Raw genomic sequence first — 22,693 nt, 5'->3', positions numbered from 1 at the left:
ATCCTGTCAGCGCAAGCCTTCCGCAGGCTTCCGATGCATTGCCCGCCGGGCCAGTTCATCCCCAATGCGCAGGCTGCGCAACAGTTCCAGCACATTTTCCCGGTGGCTGTAGTTTAGTACGACCGGCAGGCTGTTTTGCTGCGGGTTCCGGCCCTTGATGGTCACTGCGGCATCCAGCCAGCCATCCGGCTTCATGTTCAGACGGGCGTGAAAGTCGTGGATCGCCAGGTTGCTCAGGGTGTCCAGCGCCAATTGCACCGCCTGGTTGGATTGGCCCATCGAGCTGATCCCGGCCGAGGGCAGGATCTTCAGCGATACGGGGCCTTCGTTGCTGATGAACCCATCCCGCAGAGCGAGGTCATCCTTCATCAACTGGAGCGGCAGATTTCCGCCCACGCGGCCGGCGAGCTGTACCGTCGGGTTCGGATCGTTTTGCAGGGCGGCCACCTGCGCCAGGTCCAGATGGCTGACCGCGACCGTCTGATACTGCTGGGAGGGCCATTGCAGGCTCGCGGCGCTCATAATGCCTCCCAGCACCTCGGCGTAAACATCGGTGAAGTGCCAGGTGCTCAGGTCGGACTGCACTGTCATGTGGGCATTGCGCACCTGCGTGCCGATCCCCAGCTCGGCCAGCGTGATGGGCCCGATACTGGTGAGCGTCACGCCGTTCTGGTCCAGTTCGATATGCGCGGCCCCGTTGCCGTCCGAAGCCAGCACGCTACCCCAGTTCAGTGTCAGTCCGGACACGGCGATATCGCCCTGCAGCCGCCAGTGGTCCTGCCACTGCCAGCGACCCTGGCCGTTGAGCATGCCCTTCTGCAAGGTAACGCCGAGGCCACGGCTCATCGTGGCCGACAGCGGAGCGGTGAGGGTCACCGTGCCTTGCGCACCGGTCCGCTGTGAGCTGCGTGCCATCGTTGCCGTCATCGTCAGCTCGGATTGCCATGCTGGCAGACTCAAGCGGGCTTTGCCTTGCCGCCCGGCGACGGTCAATTGCCCGGCCACGTTGGGCAGGATCCAGCGTGAACCCACGGCACCGTCCGCGCTGATTTGCAAGGTGCCGAATACGCCTTTGGGGCCGATGCGCAGTGGCGTGGCGGCGGTCACGCTCATCGGCTTGAGCAGGGTGGTGGCGATCAGGCCTTTGGCAATCGTGATGCGGCTACCGCTGTCCAGAAACCACTGTCCCTCCTTGCCGTACCAGGGGGAGGCCACCGCCAGCTCTCCGCCCTGGGTATAGAACGGAAGCTTGGAGCGGCCATCCACGACCCCAGCCCAACGTCCCGCTGCATAGCCGGCACTGAGCACCCCGCTGACCGGGAAGTGGCGGTAGCGGCCATTGAACTGCGCCTGCGTGCTCCAGCGCGGTGGGTGAAGGTCGGCCACCGGCAAGCGCAGCGTCACCATCAGTTCCGGCCCCTTGATCGTCAGGCTGGCCGGATCGCCGCTGAGGCCTGCGGCATCGATATGGCCCTGCCAGGTTCCGGTCAGTTCATGGCCGCCGGCCCGGCCCGCCAGCTCGAGTCGCCCTTGCCAGCTCCACCGGGCTTGCTGCCAGGACAAGCGACTGTCGACGGTGTCGAAGCGGAGTTCCTGGTACTGAAGTTCGGCGGAAATCGAGCTGCTGCCGGCCAGAGCCAGCGGCAGCACCAGCGGGCGGGGCCAGCGAAGCCGTAGTCCAGCGGGCAGCTGTACTGCCGCCGGTAACAATGTCAGTTCTTGCCGATTCCAGCGTATTGGCACCGTGCCGGCCAGCTCGGCTCCGGCCAGTGCCAGACTGCCCTGGCCGCGCGCCACGTTTCCGCCTTCGGTATTCAGGGCCAGTCGCACATTGCCCTGCGGACCGGTCGCCAGCATGTTGAGGTTGAGGGACTGCACCCCGTCCAGGCTGCCGCTGGCTCGGAGCGCATGCCCGGCCTCCAGGCGCCAGCCGCCACCGACTGCCAGCGGTGCTCCCAGTGCGGCGTTCACCCGCCATTGCTTGGCGGCGAGTGCGGCCTCGAGCCTCACACTGCCCCGCTGGGGCTGCCCCGCATAACCCAGTTGCTGTCCCTCCGCCTGCAAGGCGCCCTCCAGGCGATGGGGCAGCCACCCCCCCTTGCCGGTCACGTTCAGCGCGCCCAGAAGCTGGGGAGCGATGTCCGCCGCCTGCAATTGGCCTTGCGCGCTCCAGCGCCCCGAAGGGCGGTCGTAGACCGCCGTGGCCTGGCTGTGCCGGTGCCTTGCTTGGGCGTGCCAGCGCTGTTCGCGCTGGTGGATAACCACCGCGATCGGCGGCAGGCCGGGAACGGTGAGGGCAGCGATGGAGAGGTCGAAGGGGGGCGTCCACGGTGGCGGGGACAGCTCCTTGGGGGCGGTAGGGCACTTGGGCAGATGCATATCGGTCATGGCGATCGTCAGCGGGTACCAGCCGGTGATCCGCAGGCGGCTGCCCATGGCGCTGACGCAGCCGCTCTGCAGCCTCTGCCACTGCGTCAACTCCAGCCCGTCGTGCCAGCCGAGGCTCTCGACTCGGATGCCCTGCTCGTAAGCGAGGACCACCGCTATCAGCAGCCCCAATAGGGGCAGCAGCGCCAGCGCGATCAGCCAGCGGCCGTAGCGACGCACAAATGCAAGACGAGAGCCCATAAGGATTTGCACCCATCTGTTGCAAGGTTCGCGAGTGTTGGCTGGCCGCTGGGCAGGAGCAGGCCACCGCTCGTTCCCGGCATCCAATTTTCCCCCGTACTTGAGCATATACGGGCAATCGGGATCTGTTGCGAGATAGGGCCGCAACGGCGTTATATGCCGACGAGCCACGCTACGAAGCCGTCTCGACCCGGTGTCTGCTTACCGCTCTGTCGATGGGCTGATGAAATGGGAAGAGGGCGATTCAGGGGCGCAGTGCTTGTTTCAAGCCACGGGCAAGCCGCCCTCGACAATCGTGCTGTCGGGTAATGCCCCCGCCGACTTCACCCGGCTGGGGCTATCTGCGTCATGCCAACAGTTCGAGCAGGAAATCACGGGTATGGGTGCGCGCCGCAGGCAAGTTGTACAGGGTATGGGGGGCATTGGGCAGAATCACCATCCGGGCGTTTGCCATCTCACGCAAGGCAGCGCGGCTGTCGCCGAGAACGGCGAGCCCGCGGTTGAATTCGCTGGATGCGCCGAAAAAGGGGTCGCTGTCGGAAAGGATGTTCAGTATCGGGCAATCCTCGGCGAAGCCATTGTCGGCCTTGTCGACAAAGTAGTTGTCCTCGCAGGTCCAGGAGTAAATGATGCGGCCGAGAAATTCGTCTCCACGCCAGCGCGCCACGGCAACGGCGCCTTCGCTGCTGCCGGCCAACACGAGTCGCTGCCGATCCACCCACTCCAGCAGCGGCAGCGCAGCGAGAGCGGTCTGGATTTCCGCCTGCCTGAGCCGGTGCACCGTTTCGTACTCTGCGATGGTGGCGGGGCTGCGGTAACGAGGACGGTTCGGGATGGCGAAGCTGTCGGGCGCCAAGGTGGCCACGCCCAACGCCTCGTTGAGCCAGCGCTGATAGCGGCGGGTCTGTTCGTTCAGGCCGGATGAGCCGTGCAGGAACAGCACCAGCGGCAATGGAGGCCGTTCAAGGTGCGACGGGAGCTGGTGCAGCTTCCCTTGCCAGGGGGATGGCCCGCAACAGCCGGCGGGGAGGCTGAGGTCGGCTTGCTGCACCCAGGGACTCAGGAGAGCGTCTGCTGCCTGAATCGCAGTGTGCTTGCCGTCAGCGTCTGGCGGAGGGAAGGGGGCTGGGGGCTGCATGTGGCGTATGAAGTTCCGGAGGAATAGGGGCGATGTGGAGAATACGGCCTCTCAATGTGCTGGGAAATGCTGGGCTGCACTCAGACCGGTCGTCCACAGGCCTGCAGGTCTTCCATGAAGGCCCGCAGGATCAGCGGTTGGGCGGTGCCGCGCCGGGTGACGGCGGTAAACGGCCATGCCGAGCTGAAGCGCTCGGGGTCGATCTGGCGCATCCTGCCGCTCGCCACCCACTGGGCGGCATAGTGGGTCGGCAGAAAGCCGATGTAGGCGCCGGAGAGGATCAGCAGGGCCTGGGCCTCGATGTTGTCGACGGTGGCCGTCGCCTTGCTCGCCTGTAGCAGTTCCAGATCGCGCTGCTGCAGATAGCCGCGGGCCACGATATGGCTCTCGGCGATCCGCTCGAACAGCGCCTGTTCGCTCGGTGCCCGCTGGTAAAGCGGGCTGTGGCGACCGCAATACAGGCCGTCGGGCTCCTCGTACAGGTGCAGATAGGACAGGCCGGGGACGCGCAGCGGAAAGTGGCCGATCGCGACGTGCAGACGGCCGTCGAGCACGCGTTCCTCCAGCTCCGCCGGGGTGCCGATGTAGACGTCGAGCTGCACGTCGTGGCCCCGCGACACGAAGCGGTGCAGTGCCGGAGGCAGCGGGGATTCGTCGTCGGTGACGGTGTTGTCGATGATGCCGAGGTAGAGCTTGCCGGCAATGCGCTGCGTCAGCGCGCTGGTGTCCGTGCAGAAGGTGTCTACCGCCAGCATCAGCCGTTGCGCGGCCTCGTAGGCGGCCATTCCGTGCTCGGTCAGCCGGAAGCCGCCGCGGCCCCGCTCGCACAGCGTGCAGCCCAGACGAGTTTCCAGATTGTTCATCTGTTCGCTGATCGTGGACTGGCTGCTGTTCAGCGCAGCCTGGGCGGCGGAAAACCCGCCGCACTTCACGATCGTCATGAACACCCTAAGCAGTTTCAAATCGACATCCTGCAGCTGCTTCACGGCTATTTCTCCCCCGCCTAGTCACATCGGAAATTCCGATTTGAGTATCTGATGTTGGTTATTTTTCTGGCGCACATCTCTCCTCATAGTCACTGAAAAGCAAGTGCGCCTTCAAGCCTTGCTGATTCAAACCAAGGAGGAGAAATGGAAATGCAGAAAAACGGCTATGAAACGGGGCGTTTGAACCTGCCGTTCGTGGGCCATTGCACCTTTGCCAAATCGCCGGTCTGCCTCGACTGGGAAGCCATCGATGCCGATGTGGCGATTCTCGGCGCGCCGAACGACATGGGCACCCAGTGGCGTTCCGGCGCCCGTTTCGGCCCGCGCGCCATTCGCGAGGCCTCGACGCTGTTTTCCTTCGGCCATTCCGGCGCTTACGACCACGAGGACGACAAGCTCTATCTGACCCGCGAGCAGGTGCGCATGGTCGACGTCGGCGACGCGGACATCGTCCACACCGATATGGCCAGCAGCAACGCCAACATCGAGCACGCGGTGCGCAAGATCCTTGCCGCGGGCGCGATGCCGGTGGTGCTCGGCGGCGACCACTCGATCCACGCTCCGGTCATCAAGGCCTACGAGGGCCGCGGGCCGATCCACATCATCCACTTCGACGCCCATCTGGACTTCGTCGACGAGCGCCACGGCGTGCGCTACGGCCACGGCAACCCGCTGCGCCGTGCCTCGGAGATGGATCACATTGTCGGCATGACGCAGCTGGGCATCCGCAACGTCTCCTCGTCCAACCGCGACGATTACGATGCTGCACGCGCCGCCGGTTCGCAGATCCTGTCGGTGCGTGATGTGCGCCGTCTCGGCGCCGAGGGGGTGCTAGAGCAGATTCCGGCCGGCGCCGCCTACTACATCACCATCGATATCGACGGCTTCGATCCGTCGATCGCGCCAGGTACCGGTACCCCCAGCCACGGCGGCTTCACCTATTACGAGGTGTTGGAAATCATTCAAGCATTGTCAAGGCGCTGCGCAGGCAACATTATCGGCATGGACCTGGTCGAGGTGGCTCCCGCCTACGACCCGGCCGGGGTGACTTCGATCCTCGCCGCGCAGTTGCTAATGAACAGTCTCGGTTTCATCTTCCACGACCGCGCTACTGACAAGGCGCACAGGAAGTAAGCGCTAGCCGATCGAATCCCCACACAACCCGCCACCAAGATGCGGGAAAGCAGAGAACTACTGAGGAGAAACACGATGGATGCAGTTGTACAGCAATACCTGGAACGATTCGGCGTCTCGGAGGCGACGCGTCGCTTCCTCGCCAAGCCGCAGAAGATGTTCATCGACGGTGCCTGGCTCGACAGCCGCGACGGCCAGACCTTCGAGGTGATCGAACCGTCAACCGGTGGCCTGATCACTCACGTGCCGGCCGGCCACGCCACCGATCTCGACCGAGCCGTCGCCGCCGCGCGCCGCCAGTTCGATGGCGGCGAGTGGCGCCGCCTCAAGCCGCTGGAGCGCGAGCGCCTGCTGCACCGTCTCGCCGATCTGATCGAGGCCAACGCCACCGAGCTGGCCGAACTCGAATCGATCGACATGGGCAAGTCGGTGGCCAATGCCCGCGCCGTCGACGTGCAGGGCACCGTCGACACCTTCCGCTATTTCGCCGGCTGGGCATCCAAGCTGCACGGCCGCACCGTCGAACCGTCGCTGCCGGGCAACTACCTCGCCTACACCCGTAAGGAGCCGATCGGCGTGGTCGGCGCCATCGTGCCGTGGAACTTCCCGCTGCAGACCATGGCCTGGAAGCTCGCCGCCGCGCTGGCGGTCGGCTGCACCACCGTGGTCAAGCCGGCCGAGCTGACCTCGCTGTCGACGCTGCGCTTTGCCGAACTGGTGCAAGAAGCCGGCATCCCTGACGGTGTGGTCAACATCGTCACCGGGCGCGGCAGCGTGGTCGGCGCCGCGATGGCCGAACACCCGGGCATCGACAAGCTGACCTTCACCGGCTCGACCCCGGTGGGCCGCAACGTGGGCCGCAGCGCGGTCGATCACCTCAAGCACGTCACGCTGGAGCTGGGTGGTAAGTCGCCGGTGCTGGTGCTCGACGATGCCGACATCGCCGCCGCCGCGCAGGCGGTGGCCAACGGGGTGTTCTTCAACTCCGGCCAGGTCTGCGACGCCGGTACCCGCGCCTATGTGCACCGCAGCGTCTACGACGCCTTCTTGCAGGAGCTGATCGCCTATACCAGCACGCTGAAGATCGCCCCCGGCCTCGACCCTGACTGCTTCCTCGGCCCGCTGGTGTCGGCCAAGCAGTTGGACCGCGTCACCGACTACATCGATGCTGGTCGGCACGAGGGTGCCGAGTTAGTGTACGGCGGCGGCACGCTGTCCGGCCCGGGCTTCTTCGTCGAGCCGACCATCTTCGCTCACTGCCGCAACGACATGCGCATCGTGCGTGAGGAGATCTTCGGCCCGGTACTGACGACCGCGCCGTTCGACGACCTCGACGATGCAGTGCGGATGGCCAACGATTCGCCGTTCGGCCTCGCCGCGGCGATCTACTCCCGCGATATCGGCCGCGTGCACAGCCTGATCCCGCGCCTGTCGGCCGGGTCGGTCTACGTGAACGCCCACGGCACGCTCGACCCGTCGATGCCGTTCGGCGGCTACAAGGAGTCCGGCTTCGGCAAGGACTTGGGCCCGGAACAGCTCGATCACCTGATGGAAACCAAAGCAGTCTGGATCACGCTGCCCTGACAAGAGGCGGGCACACCGCCCTCGGCGCAGTGACATCAATCGCGGACGACTGCCGGCCGGGTGAACCCGGTCGGCGGGACTGTCGCGGGCGGCGCTCCGAGCGCTGCCGCGACGGCGACAAGCTATGGAGGAGAAACCTGATGAAATCGGGCAAGCAACAAGCCAGCGTGTCCCAAGGGCAAGGCGGGCTGGAGATCGAAGGCCATTCGATCGACTTCATTCCGGAGCACGAGCGCACCGACAAACTGTCCACGCAAGGACCGTTCTGGTTTGTCGGCAATTTCACCTTTTTCACGATGACGATCGGCTTCGTCGGTCCGAGTGTGGGACTCAGCTCGCTGTGGACCACGATTGCCGGCACGCTGGGCATCATGTTCGGCACCCTGTTTATGGCCTTCCACGGCTCGCAGGGGCCGCATTTGGGCCTGCCGCAGATGATCCAGTCGCGTGCCCAGTTCGGCTACCGCGGCGTAGTGTTGGTGCTGTTGGCGACGCTGTTCGTGTTCGCCGGCTTCAACATCGTCAACCTGGTGCTGATGATGCAGGGTCTGAAGACGCTGTTCTCGTGGGGTCCGATGCAGGTGGGCCTGGCGGTGACGGTGCCGGCGACCATCCTGGCCATCCTCGGCCACGACTGGATGCACAAGTCGTTCAAATGGTCGCTGTTCCTGTCGCTGCCGCTGTACGGCATCGTGACGCTGGCAGTGCTGATGGGCTGGATCCACGACGCACCTGCTGTTGCCGGCACCGCGCCGGCCGCGCCGCTGGGCTTCAACTGGATCGGGTTCATCGCCCAGTTCGCCGCCGGCGCTAGCTACAACATCGCCTACGCACCGTATGTGTCGGACTACTCGCGCTATCTGCCGAAGAACACCTCGAGTGGCAAGCTGATCGCGGCGGTGTTCCTCGGCGCCTCGTTGTCGGGCGCATGGATGATCGCGGTGGGTGGCTGGCTGGGCGAGCACCTGCACGCTACCGATGTGCTGGTCGCGCTTAATAGCGTCGGCGCCAGCGTCGCACCGCAGTTGGGCACCGTGGTGGTGGCGATCACCATCCTCGCCTTCCTGCCGGTGATCGCGATGAACATCTACAGTGCCAAGCTGACGGCGATCACCGGCGTCGACTCGTTCCTGAAAATCACCCCCACGGCCAAGGTGCGCGTCTGGGCCATCCTGTTCGTGGTGTTCCTGCAGCTGGGTGTGGCGATGGGCATCTATGCTTCGGGATCGGGCCTGTCGGTGCTGAACATCTACCTGGTGGTGATGCTGTATTTCCTGGTGCCGTGGACCGCGGTCAACCTGACCGACTACTTCTTCGTGCGCAAGGGCCGCTACGCGATCCCGCACTTCTTCCTGCCGCACAACAACATCTACGGCCACTGGGGCAGCCGCGGCCTGATCGCCTACCTGATCGGCTTCGTCGCGATGATCCCGTTCTTCAGCATCTTCAACGGCACCGAGGAGGTGTACGTCGGGCCGCTGGCCAAGATGATCGGCAGCGTCGACATGGCCTGGCTGGTCGGGCTGATCGTCTCCGGCGTGGCCTACTACCTGCTGTGCCTGTCGCTGGACCTGGACAAGGAAGAGGCGGTCATCCGCCATATCGAGAAGACCGCGCCGCAGTACACCACTGGCGATAGCTGGTAAGCATCCGGCCCCTCAATTCGAGAGATAACTATCATGACTCGCGTATTCGACTACATCATCGTCGGCGCCGGATCGGCCGGCTGCGTGCTGGCCAACCGGCTGACCGAGGACCCGAACGTCACCGTGCTGGTGCTGGAATACGGTGGCAGTGACAAGAGCGTCATCATTCAGATGCCGAGCGCCTTCTCGCTGCCGATGAACACCAAGCGTTTCAACTGGCACTTCGAGACCGCGCCCGAGCCGCATCTCAACAACCGGCGCCTGCACTGCCCGCGTGGCAAGGTACTGGGTGGCTCCTCGTCGATCAACGGCCTGGTCTACATCCGTGGCCATGCCTTCGACTTCGACGAGTGGGAATCGCTCGGCGCCAAGAACTGGGGCTATCGCCACTGCCTGCCCTACTTCAAGCGCGCCGAGAGCTACAAGTTCGGCGGCGACGACTACCGCGGCGATGCCGGGCCGCTGTCCACCAACAACGGCAACAATATGCAGAACCCGCTGTACGGCGCCTGGGTCGAGGCCGGCGCCCAGGCAGGCTACATCAAGACCGAGGACTGTAACGGCCATATGCAGGAGGGCTTCGGCGCGATGCATATGACGGTGAAGAACGGCGTGCGCTGGTCCACCGCCAACGCCTATCTGCGCCCGGCCATGCAGCGGCCGAACCTGACCGTGATTACCCACGCGATGACGCGGCAGATTTTGCTCGAGGGCAAGCGCGCCGTCGGTGTCACCTACGATCAGGATGGCGTCACTCACACGGTGCGTTGCCGCCGCGAGGTGCTGGTGTCGTCCGGCCCGATCGGCTCGCCGCATCTGTTGCAGCGCTCCGGCATCGGCCCGGCCGAGGTACTGAAAAAGGCCGGTATTGCGGTCAAGCACGCGCTGCCCGGCGTCGGCGAGAACCTGCAGGACCACTCGGAGATCTACATCCAGTACACCTGCAAGGAGCCGATCACGCTCAACGGCAAGATGGGCCTCTGGGGCAAGGCGATGATCGGCCTGCGTTGGCTGTTGTTCAAGGACGGGCTCGGCGCCTCCAACCACTTCGAGGCGGGCGGCTTTATCCGCTCCGAGGCGGGGCTGCGCTGGCCTGACATCCAGTTCCACTTCCTGCCGGCCGCGATGCGCTATGACGGCGACAAGCCGTTCAAGGGCCACGGCTTCATGGTGCTGACCGGGCCGAACAAGCCCAAGAGCCGCGGCCATGTGCACGCGCTGTCCGCCGACCCGTTCGCCCATCCGGAGATCCGCTTCAACTATCTGGAGAGCGAGGAGGATCGCGAGGGCTTCCGCCGCTGCGTGCGGCTGACCCGCGAGATCCTCGCCCAGCCGGCGATGGACCGTTATCGCGGCGTCGAGCTGGCGCCGGGTCCCAACGTGCAGACCGATGATGAGATCGATGCCTTCGTGCGCGCCAATATGGAGAGCACCATGCATCCGTGCGGCTCGTGCCGGATGGGCGAGGACGACATGGCGGTGGTCGATTCGGAGCTGCGCGTGCGCGGCCTGGAGGGGCTGCGCGTGATCGATTCCTCGGTGTTCCCGACCGAGCCGAACGGCAACCTCAACGCGCCGACCATCATGTTGGCCGAACGCGCCGCCGACCTGGTGCGCGGCCGTCCGATGCTAGCACCGTCGGAGGCGTCGGTCGGTCTCGCCGAGGGGTGGGAGTCGCGCCAGCGCACCCGCGCGCCGATGCGAAACGTCGCGGCTTGACGTGACGCCACTAACGGCCCGGCAAAGTCACTTTGCCGGGCCGTTGCATGCCAGGGAGGCGTGGCTGCCGGGATACTGCGAGTCCGAAACCAGCGCCTTCTCCAGCGCTGGCACCTCGACGATCGGACGGCCAGATCGCTTCTCGTGTTCCTGCCATCCGGGCTACGGAGTTCACATACATAATGATAAGAATCAGGAATCTCTCTCTGGGCGCGAAAGTGCTCGCCACCACCGCGATTGCTGTGCTCGTCGGCTTTGGGGTCATGACCGCCCTGATCATCCGGGAGACGACCGCTCAGGCCGAGCAGCAGGGCTTCGCGTTGGCCGAGGCTCAGGCGCAGCGCCTAGCCGTGCAGGTGGGTGAGAGCTTCAATAAAGGCTTTGCGGTCGCCAGATCGTTGGGGGACGCGATGCAGGGCCTCAGGCACGGCAAGGTGCCGGATCGCGACACGTTGGACCGGGTGCACAAGGAACTGCTGGAGGGCGCCACCTTTGCGTCCGGCCTCTGGACCTTGTGGGAGCCGAACGGACTCGACGGTCGGGACGAGCGGTACAAGCAAGCGCCCAAGCATGACGCCACTGGTCGCTACCTACCTTACTTCACCCGTAGCGCGGGCGGGGCCGTCAGGCAGGATACCGCCGCGGTCGATGCCGACATGGCGCAGTTTCGCCGGCATCCCGACGCCTACGTGCCCATCTATGAGAAAGAAGGAGATGGCGACTATTACGTGGTACCTCGCCGCCGCAACCGCGATACCGTCATCGGCCCCTACAATTTCACCGTCCAGGGCCGGAACGTATTGATGACCTCCCTGGTCAGCCCGATCCACGACAATGGTCGCTTCATCGGTGTGGCGGCGCTGGACATCTGGATGGAAGCGCTGCAGAAGGAGCTGGCCAGGTTCAAGCCCTACGGCACGGGCTATGTGACCTTGGTTTCGCAGGATGCGCACTATGTGGCCGGGCCGCATAAGGAGTGGCTCGGCAAGACAGTGGCCGACCATATCCCGTCCCGGCTGTTCGAGGCGCTGAAGGCGGGCAAGCTCTACCGCTACGAGGCGGATGGCTTCGTCCACTTCTATCAGCCGATCGAGATCGACAAGACGGGGCAGTACTGGGCGGTCGGGGTGTCGGTGCCGCTCGAGGCGGTGATGGCCGATGCGCAAAGCCTGAAGGTCCGGATCTCGCTGCTTGCGCTCCTGTCGGTGGCGGTGATCGTGGCGGTGCTGGCCGCCGTGTTGACCCTCCTCACCCGACCGCTGCGAGAGCTGCAGCAGGCCATGGCAAACCTCGCCACCGGTTCGGGCGACCTGACCCGGCGCATCGCGGTCAACGCGGGCGACGAGGTCGGCAAGACCGCGGCGGCCTTCAACGACTTCACCGAACACCTGCGCTCGCTGATGCTGAGAGTGCAGGAAGAGAGCATCGCGGTCCGCGGCGCGACCGCGCAACTGACCCATTCGGCGGCACAAGTGGCGCAGAACGCGCTACGGCAGGCTGAAACGACGCGATCGACGTCGGCCGCGGTCGAGCAGGTGTCGGCCAGCGTGCAACAGTCCGCGTGCACCGCAGCGGAGGCCGCCGAAAAAGCCGGCATGGCCGGGCGGCAGTCGGAGCACAGCCTGCACCGGATCCATGCGGCGGCTGAGGAGATCCACAGCATCACCGCGACCGTCGGCGAACTGGGCAGCACCCTGTCCACCCTCGACCGGCGTTCGGACGACGTGACCCGCATCGTGCAGGTGATCAAGGACGTCGCCGAGCAGACCAACCTCCTGGCGCTGAACGCGGCGATCGAGGCGGCGCGCGCCGGCGAGCAGGGGCGCGGCTTCGCGGTCGTGGCCGACGAGGTCCGCAAGCTGGCGCACCGTAGCGGCGAGGCCACGCAGGATATTGCCCAAATCGTCGACGCGATCCGCAGTGACATGAAGCTGGCGGGCGCGAAGATGGCGAGCACGTCGGCGCAGATCGACGCCTGCCTGTCCTTGTCGCAGGAGGCGTCCACCGCGATGCGCAGCGCGCATGAAGAGAGCAACACCTTGGTGGCGAACATCATCGATATCTCCGGCGAGATGCGCGAGCAGTCTTCCGCCAGCGCGCAGATTGCCCGGCATGTGGAGCGGATTGACGCTATGGCGCAGGAGAACGAAGCCATCGCCCATGTCGTCGACAATGCCGTCCACCAGCTGGAGCAACGCGCGACCAGCCTCGCCGCGATTGTTGCCGGGTTCCGGCTCTAGCGGACTACGCCGGCGACGGGGGAGGACGCCTCGGCCAACACCAGGGAACCCTTCCTCCGGAGTTCGCACGGGGCGAGCGCCTTCGACAATTCAATGCCATTGACGTTGCCATATGAATAAAAATTAGCCGCGACGGGCGACGCAACATTCCCTGTCGCTTTTTCGTATCGACTTTCTCCACAGATATCGCCAAGGTGTTGCACCCCCGCACCGCGGGTGGTGATAGAGGAAATACTATGGAGAAAACAATGAATAACCAGCACAGCGAAACGGGGCTGAGACGGGAGCTGAAGGCCCGTCACCTGTCGATGATCGCCATCGGCGGGTCGATCGGCACCGGCCTGTTCCTGGCCTCCGGCGCGACGGTGGCCACCGCCGGCCCCGGCACGGCCCTACTGGCCTACGGCGTCATCGGCATCATGGTGTATTTCCTGATGACCAGCCTGGGCGAGATGGCCGCCTACCTGCCGATCTCCGGCGCCTTCCAGGTCTACGGCACGCGTTTTGTCGACCCGGCCTTCGGCTTCGCGCTGGGCTGGAACTACTGGTTCAGCTGGGCAGTGACCGTGGCGGTCGAACTGGCCGCGGCGTCCATTGTGATGGGCTACTGGTTCCCCGGCGTGCCCGGCGTGGTGTGGAGCGGCATCTTCCTCGCCATCGTATTCCTGTTCAACTACATCTCGGTGAAGGGCTTCGGCGAGTCGGAATACTGGTTCTCGCTGCTCAAGGTGATCACCATCATCGCCTTTATCGTCACCGGCACGTTGATGATCTTCGGCATCATGCACGGCGACCATCCCGCCGCGCTGGAACCGGGTCTGCGCGTGTTCGAGACCGGCGACGCACCGTTTGTCGGCGGTCTGCCAGCCTTCATTGCCGCCGCCATGGTGGTGGGCTTCTCCTTCATGGGCACCGAACTGATCGGCGTGGCCGCCGGCGAATCCGCCGATCCGGCGACCACCATCCCGCGCGCAGTCAAGCAGGTGTTCTGGCGCATCCTGATGTTCTACGTGCTGGCCATCCTGGTCATCGGCCTGATCCTGCCGTACAACGACCCGTCGCTGTTGAAGAACGGCATGGAAGACATCGGCGCCAGCCCGTTCACGCTGGTGTTCAAGCGCGCCGGCTTCGCCATGGCGGCCGGCCTGATGAACACGGTGATCCTCACCGCCATCCTGTCTGCAGGCAACTCGGGCCTCTACGCTTCGACCCGTATGTTGCACAACATGGCGGTCAGCGGCATGGCGCCGCGCTGGCTCGGCAAGCTGTCGGCCAACGGCGTGCCGCGCCGTGCGCTGGTCGCCACCTCGCTGATCGCCTCGCTGTGCTTCCTGACCTCGCTGTCCAACAACAACAGCGTCTACCTGTGGCTGTTGAACGCCTCGGGCATGAGCGGCTTCATCGTCTGGCTGGGTATCGCCGTCTGTCACTACCGCTTCCGCCGCGCCTACCTGCATCAGGGCGGTCAGCTACACGAGTTGCCGTACCGTGCGCGCTGGTTCCCGCTCGGCCCGCTGCTGGCCTTCGGCATCTGCATGGTGGTGATGCTGGGGCAGAACTATGCTGCCTTCACCAGCTCGCACATCGACTGGAAGGGCGTTGTCGCCACCTACTTCGGCATCCCGCTGTTCCTGGCGTTCTGGCTGGGCTACAAGTGGTTCCACCGTACCCGTGTGGTGTCGCTGGCCGAGGTGGATCTGGCCGAAGGGCGCGTGTAAACGTTCCGATCATCATGCCGACTAACGCACCACTATGCGTAGTGAAGGCATGAGCCCTGGCTGAGCAAGGGGATCGATCTCGCTCAGCCCCTTACCGCCCAGTGGAGGAAACCACTGGGCGGTTTTGCATTGCAAGGCACCTGTTCCAAAGCCGTTTCAGAACCAACGTGCGGAGAAAATAAACAAAAGCTCCGCCACTGTCCGTCGGGGATCTGCGGTAACGATGCTCTTCACGTTAGAGCTCACCGTGCCAGAAATAGCGTTGAGACTCCTGCAATATTTCGATGACTATCGAAGTATCTTGACTAGGTTTATTATTTCTATAAATATAAAAACATGGAATCGAAAACTGCTGTGACACTTCTTGCTGCTCTGGCGCAGGACACTCGCCTAGCTATCTACCGTTTGCTGGTCCAACAAGGGCCCACTGGCATGTCGGTGGGCCAGATCAGTGAGGCCCTCGGTGTCGTCGGTGCCACGCTGTCCTTCCACCTGAAAGAACTGTCTCATGCAGGGCTGGTTCTGTCGCGTCAGGAGGGGCGCTTTATCTACTACGCGGCCAACTATGCCGAGATGAACGCCTTGCTGGGCTTCCTGACTGAGAACTGTTGCCGTGGCGAGCCGTGCGAGCCGGCCTCCAGCAGCATCTCATGTGACGGCACCTGCCGGTAACACTTTCCCCACTTCTGGAGTTCGACCATGAAACGCTTCCACGTCCATATCGCTGTCGCCAATCTCGACGAGAGCATCCGTTTCTACTCGGCACTGTTCAATGCCCAGCCAACCGTCCAGAAGGACGATTACGCCAAGTGGATGCTGGACGACCCGCGCATCAATTTCGCGATTTCCAGCCGTGGGGTTGAGCCTGGGCTCGATCATCTGGGGTTCCAGGTCGACAGCGACGAGGAGTTGACTCAGTTGCAGGGCCAACTACAGGCCGCCGGTATCAGCCTGCTCACCCAAACCGGCACGGCCTGCTGCTACGCCGAGTCCAACAAACACTGGACCACCGACCCCTCGGGGATTGCCTGGGAAAGCTATCACACTCTGGCGTCGATCCCGACTTTCAACGGCAGCGAGTCCACCGCCACGGTCGCCGACAGTGCCTGCTGTGCCCCACCGGTTGCCACGGTCAAGATTACGCCCAAGAACACCTGCACACCCGGTAGCGGATGCTGCTGAGCGGTACCTATCACCCACCTCCGAGAACGTTTCATGAGCCACAAAGTTTTCAACGTCCTGTTTCTTTGCACCGCCAACTCGGCGCGTAGCGTGATGTCCGAAGGTTGGCTGAACGTGCTGGGCAAAGGTCGCTTCCAGGCGTTCAGCGCCGGCAGCCACCCGAGCGGTCGGGTCAGCCCATTCGCGATCGAACTGCTGGAGGACATCGGCTATGACACCAGCTCACTGCAGTCCAAGTCCTGGGAGGTATTCGAGGGGCCCGAGGCACCGCACATGGATATCATCATCACGGTATGCGACAACGCCAAGGGCGAAGTCTGCCCGATTTGGCCGGGCCATCCACTGACCGCGCATTGGGGCTACGAGGACCCGCACGGCGATACGGACGAGGAGAAACGTGCGTCGTTCCGCAAGATTTTCATGCAGATCAAACATCGCATCGAGCTGCTGGTCAGCCTCCCAGACGACAAGCTGGAGCAGCTTAGCCTCAAGACGGCGATTCAGGACATTGGCGACACCAAGGTGGACTGAAGCACGAGCCCGACCGGCCCGCTCCATAGGGGCGGGCTTTGTATTTCCCGAAAGGACGAGACAATGGATTTACGTCGACGTTTGTGCGCAGAATGGCTTGGCACCGCTTTGCTGCTGGCCACGGTGGTCGGCTCCGGCATCATGGCCGAGCGCTTGTGCGGCGGTAACATCGGCCTGGCACTGCTGGCCAATGCCATCGCTACCGGCGGGGGATTGATCGCGCTGATCCTGACCTTCGGTGGTGTGTCCGGTGCCCACTTCAACCCGGCGGTATCGCTGGCAGCGTTATTGCGGCGGGAGCTGTCCGGCTACGAGGCGGGCCTTTATATGCTGGTGCAGGTCCTCGGCGCTTTCTGCGGTGTAGCGGCGGCTCACGGCATGTTCGGCGAGCCGCTGTTCTTTGCCTCTCATCACATCCGAACCGGCCCATCGCAGTGGTGGAGCGAGTTCATCGCCACTTTCGGCCTCTTGGCCGTGATCTTCGGCTGTTCCCGCAGCCGCCCTGAAGCCGTGCCTTATGCGGTGGCATCCTACATCGTCAGCGCCTACTGGTTCACCGCTTCGACCTCATTCGCCAACCCTGCGGTGACATTGGCTCGCGCCGCCACTGACACCTTCGCTGGCATCAGACCGAGCGACGTGCCGAGCTTCATCGCCGCGCAACTGGTCGGGGCCGGCGCTGCGACGGTGCTGTTCGGCTGGCTGCTGCGCTACCGGGCCCCGTTGGCGTTGGACCTAATGGCTAATGCCGGCGAGGACAGAACCGCCAGACCTTTGCAGGACTGATCTGTTCAGGTGGGCAGTGGGAGAGCAGTGGTGGTCGGCGTGTTCTTGTTCAAGCCGGCACAAGCGAAGGTGCACGACCCTCTGCCTATCAAGGTCAGCCAACGTGCAGAACGTCTGTTTTGCAGGTTTGTACTGATTCAGCGCAACGAGCACGCGAAAGCTATATAGCAGAATTGTTCGTTCGGAAACCAAGCAGGGTTGCCGCGCCATGAAATCGGTTTGGACCACCGACCTCCTTCTCCTGATTGTCTCGGGAACCGCGCTCGTGCTCGGCCTCTGTCTTGCATGGCTCGGTTATCCCCACCTGGCTCATTGGGTCTGGCTGGCCGGTTCCTTGCCCGCATTGGCCTTATTGATGCGGGACACGATACGCGCGCTCATGCGTCGGGAGGCTGGGGTCGATCTGCTGGCCCTGCTCGCCATCGCGGGTGCTGTTGTCTTGGATGAATATCTGACAGGTGCCGTAATAGCGGTGATGCTCACGAGCGGGCGGGCCCTGGAGAGTTTCGCGCAGCAACGCGCGGGGCGCGAGATGTCAGCCTTGCTAGCCCGAGCGCCTCGAAGTGCCAATCGCATTGAGAACGGCACAGTGCGCCAGGTTCTATTGGAAGCGGTCGTTCCGGATGACCGTTTGCTCGTTCGTAGCGGTGACACGGTACCGGTGGATGGGCGGCTGACATCGAGTCAGGCTATTCTGGACGAATCGAGCTTGACAGGGGAGTCGACGCCGGTTGAGCGACGCGAGGGTGACCTGCTGCGCAGTGGCGCACTGAACGCCGGAACGCCCTTTGAGATGCGTGCCACCGCTAACGCGACCGATAGCACCTTTGCCGCCATTGTCCGGCTGGTCTCCGCTGCGCAAAGTTCGAAGGCGCCAGCGTCACGACTGGCGGACCGGTATGCGCTCTGGTTTGTGCCCCTTTCATTGGGGCTGGCAGTATTGGCCTGGCTCGCTTCCGGCGACCCGCTGCGCGCACTGGCCGTGCTGGTCGTCGCCACGCCTTGTCCTCTTATTCTTGCTGTGCCCGTGGCCATCGTGTCGGGTATGTCGAGTTGCGCCAAGCGGGGCGTGCTGATCAAGGATGGCGGCGCTCTTGAACAGCTCGCTCAGGCCAAGGTGCTGTTTTTCGACAAGACCGGTACGCTGACCGGTGGTCATGCTCGGCTGACTTCAATCAAAACCGACGCCTATCCTGACTCCCGGGAAGTACTGCGCTTGGCTGCCTCGCTTGACCAGATGTCAGGGCACGTCATTGCCGCTTCAGTCGTGGCGGCCGCTCGTGAGCGAGGGCTCACCTTGACGGTACCAACGACAGTTCAGGAGCAGGGCGGTTCCGGGGTTGTGGGGATGCTCGATGGCAGACACGTGGCGGTTGGTTCCTATGAGTTTGTGTCGGCCATTGCGACAGGCGGAGAATGGGCGGCGAGCTTTCTGGAAACCGTCGCCCAAGAGGGGGGGGCCGCCGTGTTCGTTGCGCTCGACGGGGTTGTCGTCGGGGCCCTTCATCTGGCGGATCAGATTCGGTTGGAGACGCCGCGAGCGCTGCGCTTGTTGCGCCGGGCTGGCATTCAGCGTATCGCGATGCTCACTGGCGATCACCGGGAAGTGGCTGACGCCATCGGTGCTGCAGTGGGAGTGGATGACGTATTCGCGGAACAGACACCTGCGGGGAAACAGGCGGCGATCGTGGCCGGACGCTCGCTGGGCGTCACCATGATGGTGGGCGACGGCGTGAACGATGCGCCTGCCTTAGCCACCGCCGACGTGGGGGTTGCCATGGGGGCGCGTGGAGCGGCCGCATCGTCTGAAGCGGCAGACGTCGTGCTATTGGTGGACCGCCTCGATCGACTTGCTGAAGCACTTCAAACGGCGCGCCATACACACCTGATTGCTGTGGAGAGCGTCGCCGTTGGGATGGGGTTGTCGTTGATCGCGATGCTGTTTGCCGCGTTCGGCTATTTGCCGCCGTTGTACGGGGCAGTCCTGCAGGAAGCGATCGACGTGGCTGTGATCCTGAACGCGCTGCGGGCATTGCGAATCAAGCCACTGCGTGTCAATCGGCACGCTTTGTCTGTCTCCCAGCTACAGAGCCTGCGTAGTGACCACGAGTCACTCGCGGTGGTGCTTGACCATCTGACGTCCCTTGCTGACCGGCTCGCCACCTTGTCGCCCTATGAGGCCAAGGAGGCCGTGGAGCGACTGAATGTGCTACTGCAAGAAAGGTTGCTGCCTCATGAGCGATCAGACGACAGCGATGTTTACCCCTTACTCGCCCAACTCCTTGGCGGCGACGACCCCATGGCAGCCATGAGCAGGACGCACAGGGAGATTTTTGATCTGGGGCGCCGACTGCAGCGCATGGTGAAGACGATGCCACCCGATGGTCCGAAAGGCCAAGCATTAGGAGAGCTACAGCGGTTGCTATACAGCCTGGATGCTATTTTGCGCTTACATTTCGCGCAGGAAGAGGAGATTTACCAAAATCTGGCTTGATCAGGATAAGAGTCGCTAATGAAACGAAGTTTCTGCAAAGCTAGAATTCCGCGAAGCGATCCCGGCTCCCCGCGCTAATTGGGTTTTGTTAGCGGCTTAGCCAATCAGCTGCATGGTTCGTCAGCTGAGCTCGGGATCGTTATCCCTATGGGGTTGGCGTCGCTGCGTCAGCGCCTGCCGATGGTGCTGGAAGATAGCGACACTGGTCTACCGGGGATGATGCGGGAGCCAGTCGCCAGATTCGTCGACCATCTTCGGTTCCTGGATCAACAGGTGGCCGAGAAAGCCGGGGGTGGTTCAGCTACTTTTGTCGGGTCGTCCTGTAAAAACACGCAAATCAGTTCGCCTTACGCTCATCGGCCAGGGGGCGGGTACGCTTATGCTGGCCAAGGGAGCCAAAGGTCATATTCAATATCATTGTACGCCGGTAAATAAACACCCAGAGCACATGCAGTCCGGCCAGCAGTAGGGTCGCGTTGGCCGCTCCCGCGTGAAAGCCGCCTGCCTCATCCGCACTGAAGATGCCCATAGCCCCCCAGTTTTCCGCGTTCTCTTCACCCCAATTCATTTGCTGCACAATGGGAGTGGTCTGAGTGTTGGAAAGGCCCAGTATCTTGCCATTGTCCACCATCGCCAAGCCGGACACACATGTCAGTAGGCAGCAGAGAAGTAGCCCGATCGATATTAGTTTTCCAAGCAACGACGAGCTTGCTTCACGCCATTGCTGTAGCGTAGGCAACAATCGAGGGAAGCCTCGTAAGCGAAATAGACTGATGACGAAGCGAATTACAAACAGAGGGATGAGGACATAGCCAAGCCAGATATGTAACAAACCACCATCACTCCCGGTCAGATAGGCGGTCAGCAGCACCCCGACGAATAGCCAATGCCAGCTTCTAAAACGATTGAATGGGTTCATTTTCCAGGCTCCACACAAGACCATGAAAGCCAATGGCTTTTTGATAAGGTAGAGCAGTTCCCTTAACCCAAAATTAAGAAGCCAGACAAGAGGTGCCGCTTTGGCCCTGATCTTCCGCTAAGCTGCAAACACTAGCTTGGGTGACAACCGAGCCCTTCACCGCTCAGGAGCCAGGGATGAAAGCCACTTGCTTGACCATGCTACTCTTGTTGGCCACCGCCGCTCAGGCTGGACCGGCTGAACAGATTGCCGGCTACCGCAGTGCCGCACAAGCGGCAGACCCCTCGTTCAAGGATTTTTCCGCCGAGCGCGGAAGAGAGCTCTACTACCGCAAGGTGATGAAAAACGGCAAGATGGTGAGCTGCGCAAGCTGTCATTCGCAAGATCCGCGCCAACCGGGCCAAACGCCGGCCTTCCGTCCGATTGGGCCGATGGCCACGGCAGTCAATCCCAAGCGTTTCACCGACCCGCAAAAGACTGAGAAATGGTTCCGGCGCAATTGCGATGATGTACTGTCACGCCAGTGCACGCCGCAGGAAAAAGGCGACTACCTGACCTTTTTGAGTTCCATTCGCTAGTAGGGGAAAGCGATGAAACGTGCGACCGTGTTTGTCGGCATGATGCTGGTCAGCTCGATTCTCTATGCAGAGGAGGGTGAGGGTCTGCGGGTACCGATGCCAGCCAAGATCAGCAAGGCATGGAAAAGTGAATGTGGCAGCTGTCATATGGCCTACCCGCCCGGCCTGTTGCCGGGCCGGAGTTGGCAGGCCATCATGAATGGCTTGTCTAACCATTTTGGCAACAACGCCAGCTTGGACAAGGTGACGGAGGCCGAGATCCGCCAATTCTTGGTTTATAACTCGGCCGACCACGACGTACGGCCACTACCGGCTACCGCGAAACCAACGCCGACACCGCGAATCACCGAGACTGCATGGTTCCGTCGTGCCCACAGTGAAGTACCGAGCAGCGTGTTCCGCCGCCAAGGTGTCGGAAGTGCTGCAAACTGTATGGCTTGCCATCATGCCGCAGATAAAGGGGTGTTTGCTGAGGAAGATGTGAGCATTCCACGCTAGCCGTGGATCCCGCCCTTGCTGAAGAAGGGCAGTAGGAAGACCAAGCCCTGGATGGTGAATTTGTATGACGTATGTTGCGCAGTGCTGTATCTGTTGCATACAGGCTGGCAGGGGCGGGCGTCGCCCAGTGACTTTCCCTGGCGGCGTTCGGCGCATTCGTACTTTGCCAAATGGAGCGGGGTCGACAGCCAGGGCGTGAGCCAGCCGCTCAAAAAATCAGGTTGGAGACGGCTTAACAGTTAGCGAGGGGGCATTTTTTGAAAGGTCACGTGCGCGGCAGAGCACGTTCGCCACTCTGCCGGGCACGAGTGTTGTGGTAGTTAGAGGTTACTCGCCTTTGCCGCCTCCATAGCCCTTGCCCCCGCCGGGACCCATGCCCCCTCCTGGCCCCATCCCACCACCAGGCCCCATGCCGCCGCCTGGGCCCATGCCCTTGCCCGGCGGCATGTCGGGCAACTTGACTCCACGCTCCTTTGCCCGCTTCTGCATCTCTTCGTGGTGTTCCTTGCGGATTTTTTCGCGCTCCTTTTCAGTCTTGGCCGAATGCATGCGGTTGTGATACTCGGTGCGCTCCTTCGGCGTCATCAACTCTCGGCCATAGACTTGCTCCTGCTTCTTGGTCTTGGGGGACGTGTCGTCCGCTAGGGTTGAACCGGCATACAGCCCGGCTGCACTGGCCAACACGGCCAACATACAAGCCTTTCTGACATTCATGGTTCGCTGTCCTTTGCTGGGTTGACGAATGAGAGAGCGGGCAACCACGTCAACCCGTTCGTGGTTGCACAAAGGTTTTGTTTATGAAAGCAGAATCCACCTTCCTGCACCAAGAAAGCTTTCAATAATTGCGCTGTGGGCGTGTAGATCCATATCGTGTAGACCGTAGCTGATCGCAAAATTCAAACTTTAGACGGC

The 22,693-nt window shown here is 62.9% G+C and carries 18 protein-coding genes and 1 pseudogene; 14 read left to right on the top strand and 5 right to left on the bottom strand.

The features are described from left to right. Positions 1-6: 6 nt before the first annotated feature. The 3 genes from QU481_RS06710 to QU481_RS06700 form a co-directional block, all read right to left on the bottom strand. Positions 7-2,628, bottom strand: coding sequence for an intermembrane phospholipid transport YdbH family protein (locus tag QU481_RS06710; protein ID WP_289829156.1), 2,622 nt, complete (start codon positions 2,626-2,628; stop codon positions 7-9). A 346-nt stretch (positions 2,629-2,974) separates the two neighbouring features. After that, entirely contained in the window at positions 2,975-3,580 is a 606-nt protein-coding gene (locus QU481_RS06705; RefSeq protein WP_289829155.1) for a dienelactone hydrolase family protein, read from the bottom strand. 266 nt (positions 3,581-3,846) lie between these two features. Further along, positions 3,847-4,752: a LysR family transcriptional regulator gene (locus QU481_RS06700; protein ID WP_289829154.1), complete on the bottom strand. Its 906-nt coding sequence runs from the start codon at positions 4,750-4,752 to the stop codon at positions 3,847-3,849. Between the two features lie 144 nt (positions 4,753-4,896). Between QU481_RS06700 and speB the strand changes: the two genes are divergently transcribed. The 11 genes from speB (at position 4,897) to QU481_RS06645 (ending at position 19,786) form a co-directional block, all read left to right on the top strand. Further along, positions 4,897-5,886 (top strand): agmatinase, encoded by a 990-nt coding sequence (gene speB, locus QU481_RS06695; protein ID WP_289829153.1) that lies wholly within the window; start codon positions 4,897-4,899, stop codon positions 5,884-5,886. A 75-nt stretch (positions 5,887-5,961) separates the two neighbouring features. After that, positions 5,962-7,470: an aldehyde dehydrogenase family protein gene (locus QU481_RS06690; protein ID WP_289829152.1), complete on the top strand. Its 1,509-nt coding sequence runs from the start codon at positions 5,962-5,964 to the stop codon at positions 7,468-7,470. 140 nt (positions 7,471-7,610) lie between these two features. Next, positions 7,611-9,116 carry a purine-cytosine permease family protein gene (locus tag QU481_RS06685; protein WP_289829151.1) on the top strand — a complete coding sequence of 502 codons (1,506 nt, stop codon included), beginning with the start codon at positions 7,611-7,613 and terminating at the stop codon, positions 9,114-9,116. 33 nt (positions 9,117-9,149) lie between these two features. Continuing rightward, the gene (gene betA, locus QU481_RS06680) at positions 9,150-10,835 is read left to right on the top strand and encodes a choline dehydrogenase (protein ID WP_289829150.1); all 1,686 of its coding nucleotides are present in this window, start codon (positions 9,150-9,152) and stop codon (positions 10,833-10,835) included. Between the two features lie 182 nt (positions 10,836-11,017). Then, positions 11,018-13,075, top strand: a complete 2,058-nt coding sequence (locus QU481_RS06675; RefSeq protein ID WP_289829149.1) for a methyl-accepting chemotaxis protein — start codon at positions 11,018-11,020, stop codon at positions 13,073-13,075. A gap of 248 nt (positions 13,076-13,323) precedes the next feature. Further along, positions 13,324-14,793 (top strand): amino acid permease, encoded by a 1,470-nt coding sequence (locus tag QU481_RS06670; protein WP_289829148.1) that lies wholly within the window; start codon positions 13,324-13,326, stop codon positions 14,791-14,793. 336 nt (positions 14,794-15,129) lie between these two features. Continuing rightward, the gene (locus QU481_RS06665; protein ID WP_289829147.1) at positions 15,130-15,465 is read left to right on the top strand and encodes an ArsR/SmtB family transcription factor; all 336 of its coding nucleotides are present in this window, start codon (positions 15,130-15,132) and stop codon (positions 15,463-15,465) included. Positions 15,466-15,492: 27 nt separating this feature from the next. Then, positions 15,493-15,975, top strand: a complete 483-nt coding sequence (locus QU481_RS06660) for an ArsI/CadI family heavy metal resistance metalloenzyme (RefSeq protein ID WP_289829146.1) — start codon at positions 15,493-15,495, stop codon at positions 15,973-15,975. 33 nt (positions 15,976-16,008) lie between these two features. After that, positions 16,009-16,506 (top strand): arsenate reductase ArsC, encoded by a 498-nt coding sequence (locus QU481_RS06655; protein WP_289829145.1) that lies wholly within the window; start codon positions 16,009-16,011, stop codon positions 16,504-16,506. Positions 16,507-16,569: 63 nt separating this feature from the next. After that, entirely contained in the window at positions 16,570-17,292 is a 723-nt protein-coding gene (locus tag QU481_RS06650) for an aquaporin (protein WP_289829144.1), read from the top strand. Positions 17,293-17,500: 208 nt separating this feature from the next. After that, entirely contained in the window at positions 17,501-19,786 is a 2,286-nt protein-coding gene (locus QU481_RS06645) for a heavy metal translocating P-type ATPase (RefSeq protein WP_289829143.1), read from the top strand. 337 nt (positions 19,787-20,123) lie between these two features. Here the strand turns inward: QU481_RS06645 and QU481_RS06640 are convergent, their stop codons facing one another. Continuing rightward, positions 20,124-20,705, bottom strand: coding sequence for a cytochrome b/b6 domain-containing protein (locus QU481_RS06640; RefSeq protein WP_289829142.1), 582 nt, complete (start codon positions 20,703-20,705; stop codon positions 20,124-20,126). A gap of 197 nt (positions 20,706-20,902) precedes the next feature. Here QU481_RS06640 and QU481_RS06635 point away from each other — a divergent pair, with 197 nt between their 5' ends. From QU481_RS06635 to QU481_RS06625, 3 genes and pseudogenes are all read left to right on the top strand, one after another. After that, entirely contained in the window at positions 20,903-21,283 is a 381-nt protein-coding gene (locus QU481_RS06635) for a DUF1924 domain-containing protein (protein ID WP_289829191.1), read from the top strand. Between the two features lie 12 nt (positions 21,284-21,295). Continuing rightward, entirely contained in the window at positions 21,296-21,781 is a 486-nt protein-coding gene (locus tag QU481_RS06630) for a diheme cytochrome c (RefSeq protein WP_289829141.1), read from the top strand. A 6-nt stretch (positions 21,782-21,787) separates the two neighbouring features. After that, a pseudogene (locus QU481_RS06625) lies at positions 21,788-22,009 on the top strand (transposase); the annotation flags it as partial. Between the two features lie 99 nt (positions 22,010-22,108). On the opposite strand, the gene QU481_RS06620 reads toward QU481_RS06625, so the two are convergent. Next, positions 22,109-22,495 (bottom strand): hypothetical protein, encoded by a 387-nt coding sequence (locus tag QU481_RS06620; RefSeq protein ID WP_289829140.1) that lies wholly within the window; start codon positions 22,493-22,495, stop codon positions 22,109-22,111. Positions 22,496-22,693: the final 198 nt, after the last annotated feature.

Source organism: Crenobacter oryzisoli, assembly GCF_030385785.1.
GTDB lineage: Bacteria > Pseudomonadota > Gammaproteobacteria > Burkholderiales > Chromobacteriaceae > Crenobacter_A > Crenobacter_A oryzisoli.
This window is presented reverse-complemented; position numbering and strand designations above follow the sequence as displayed.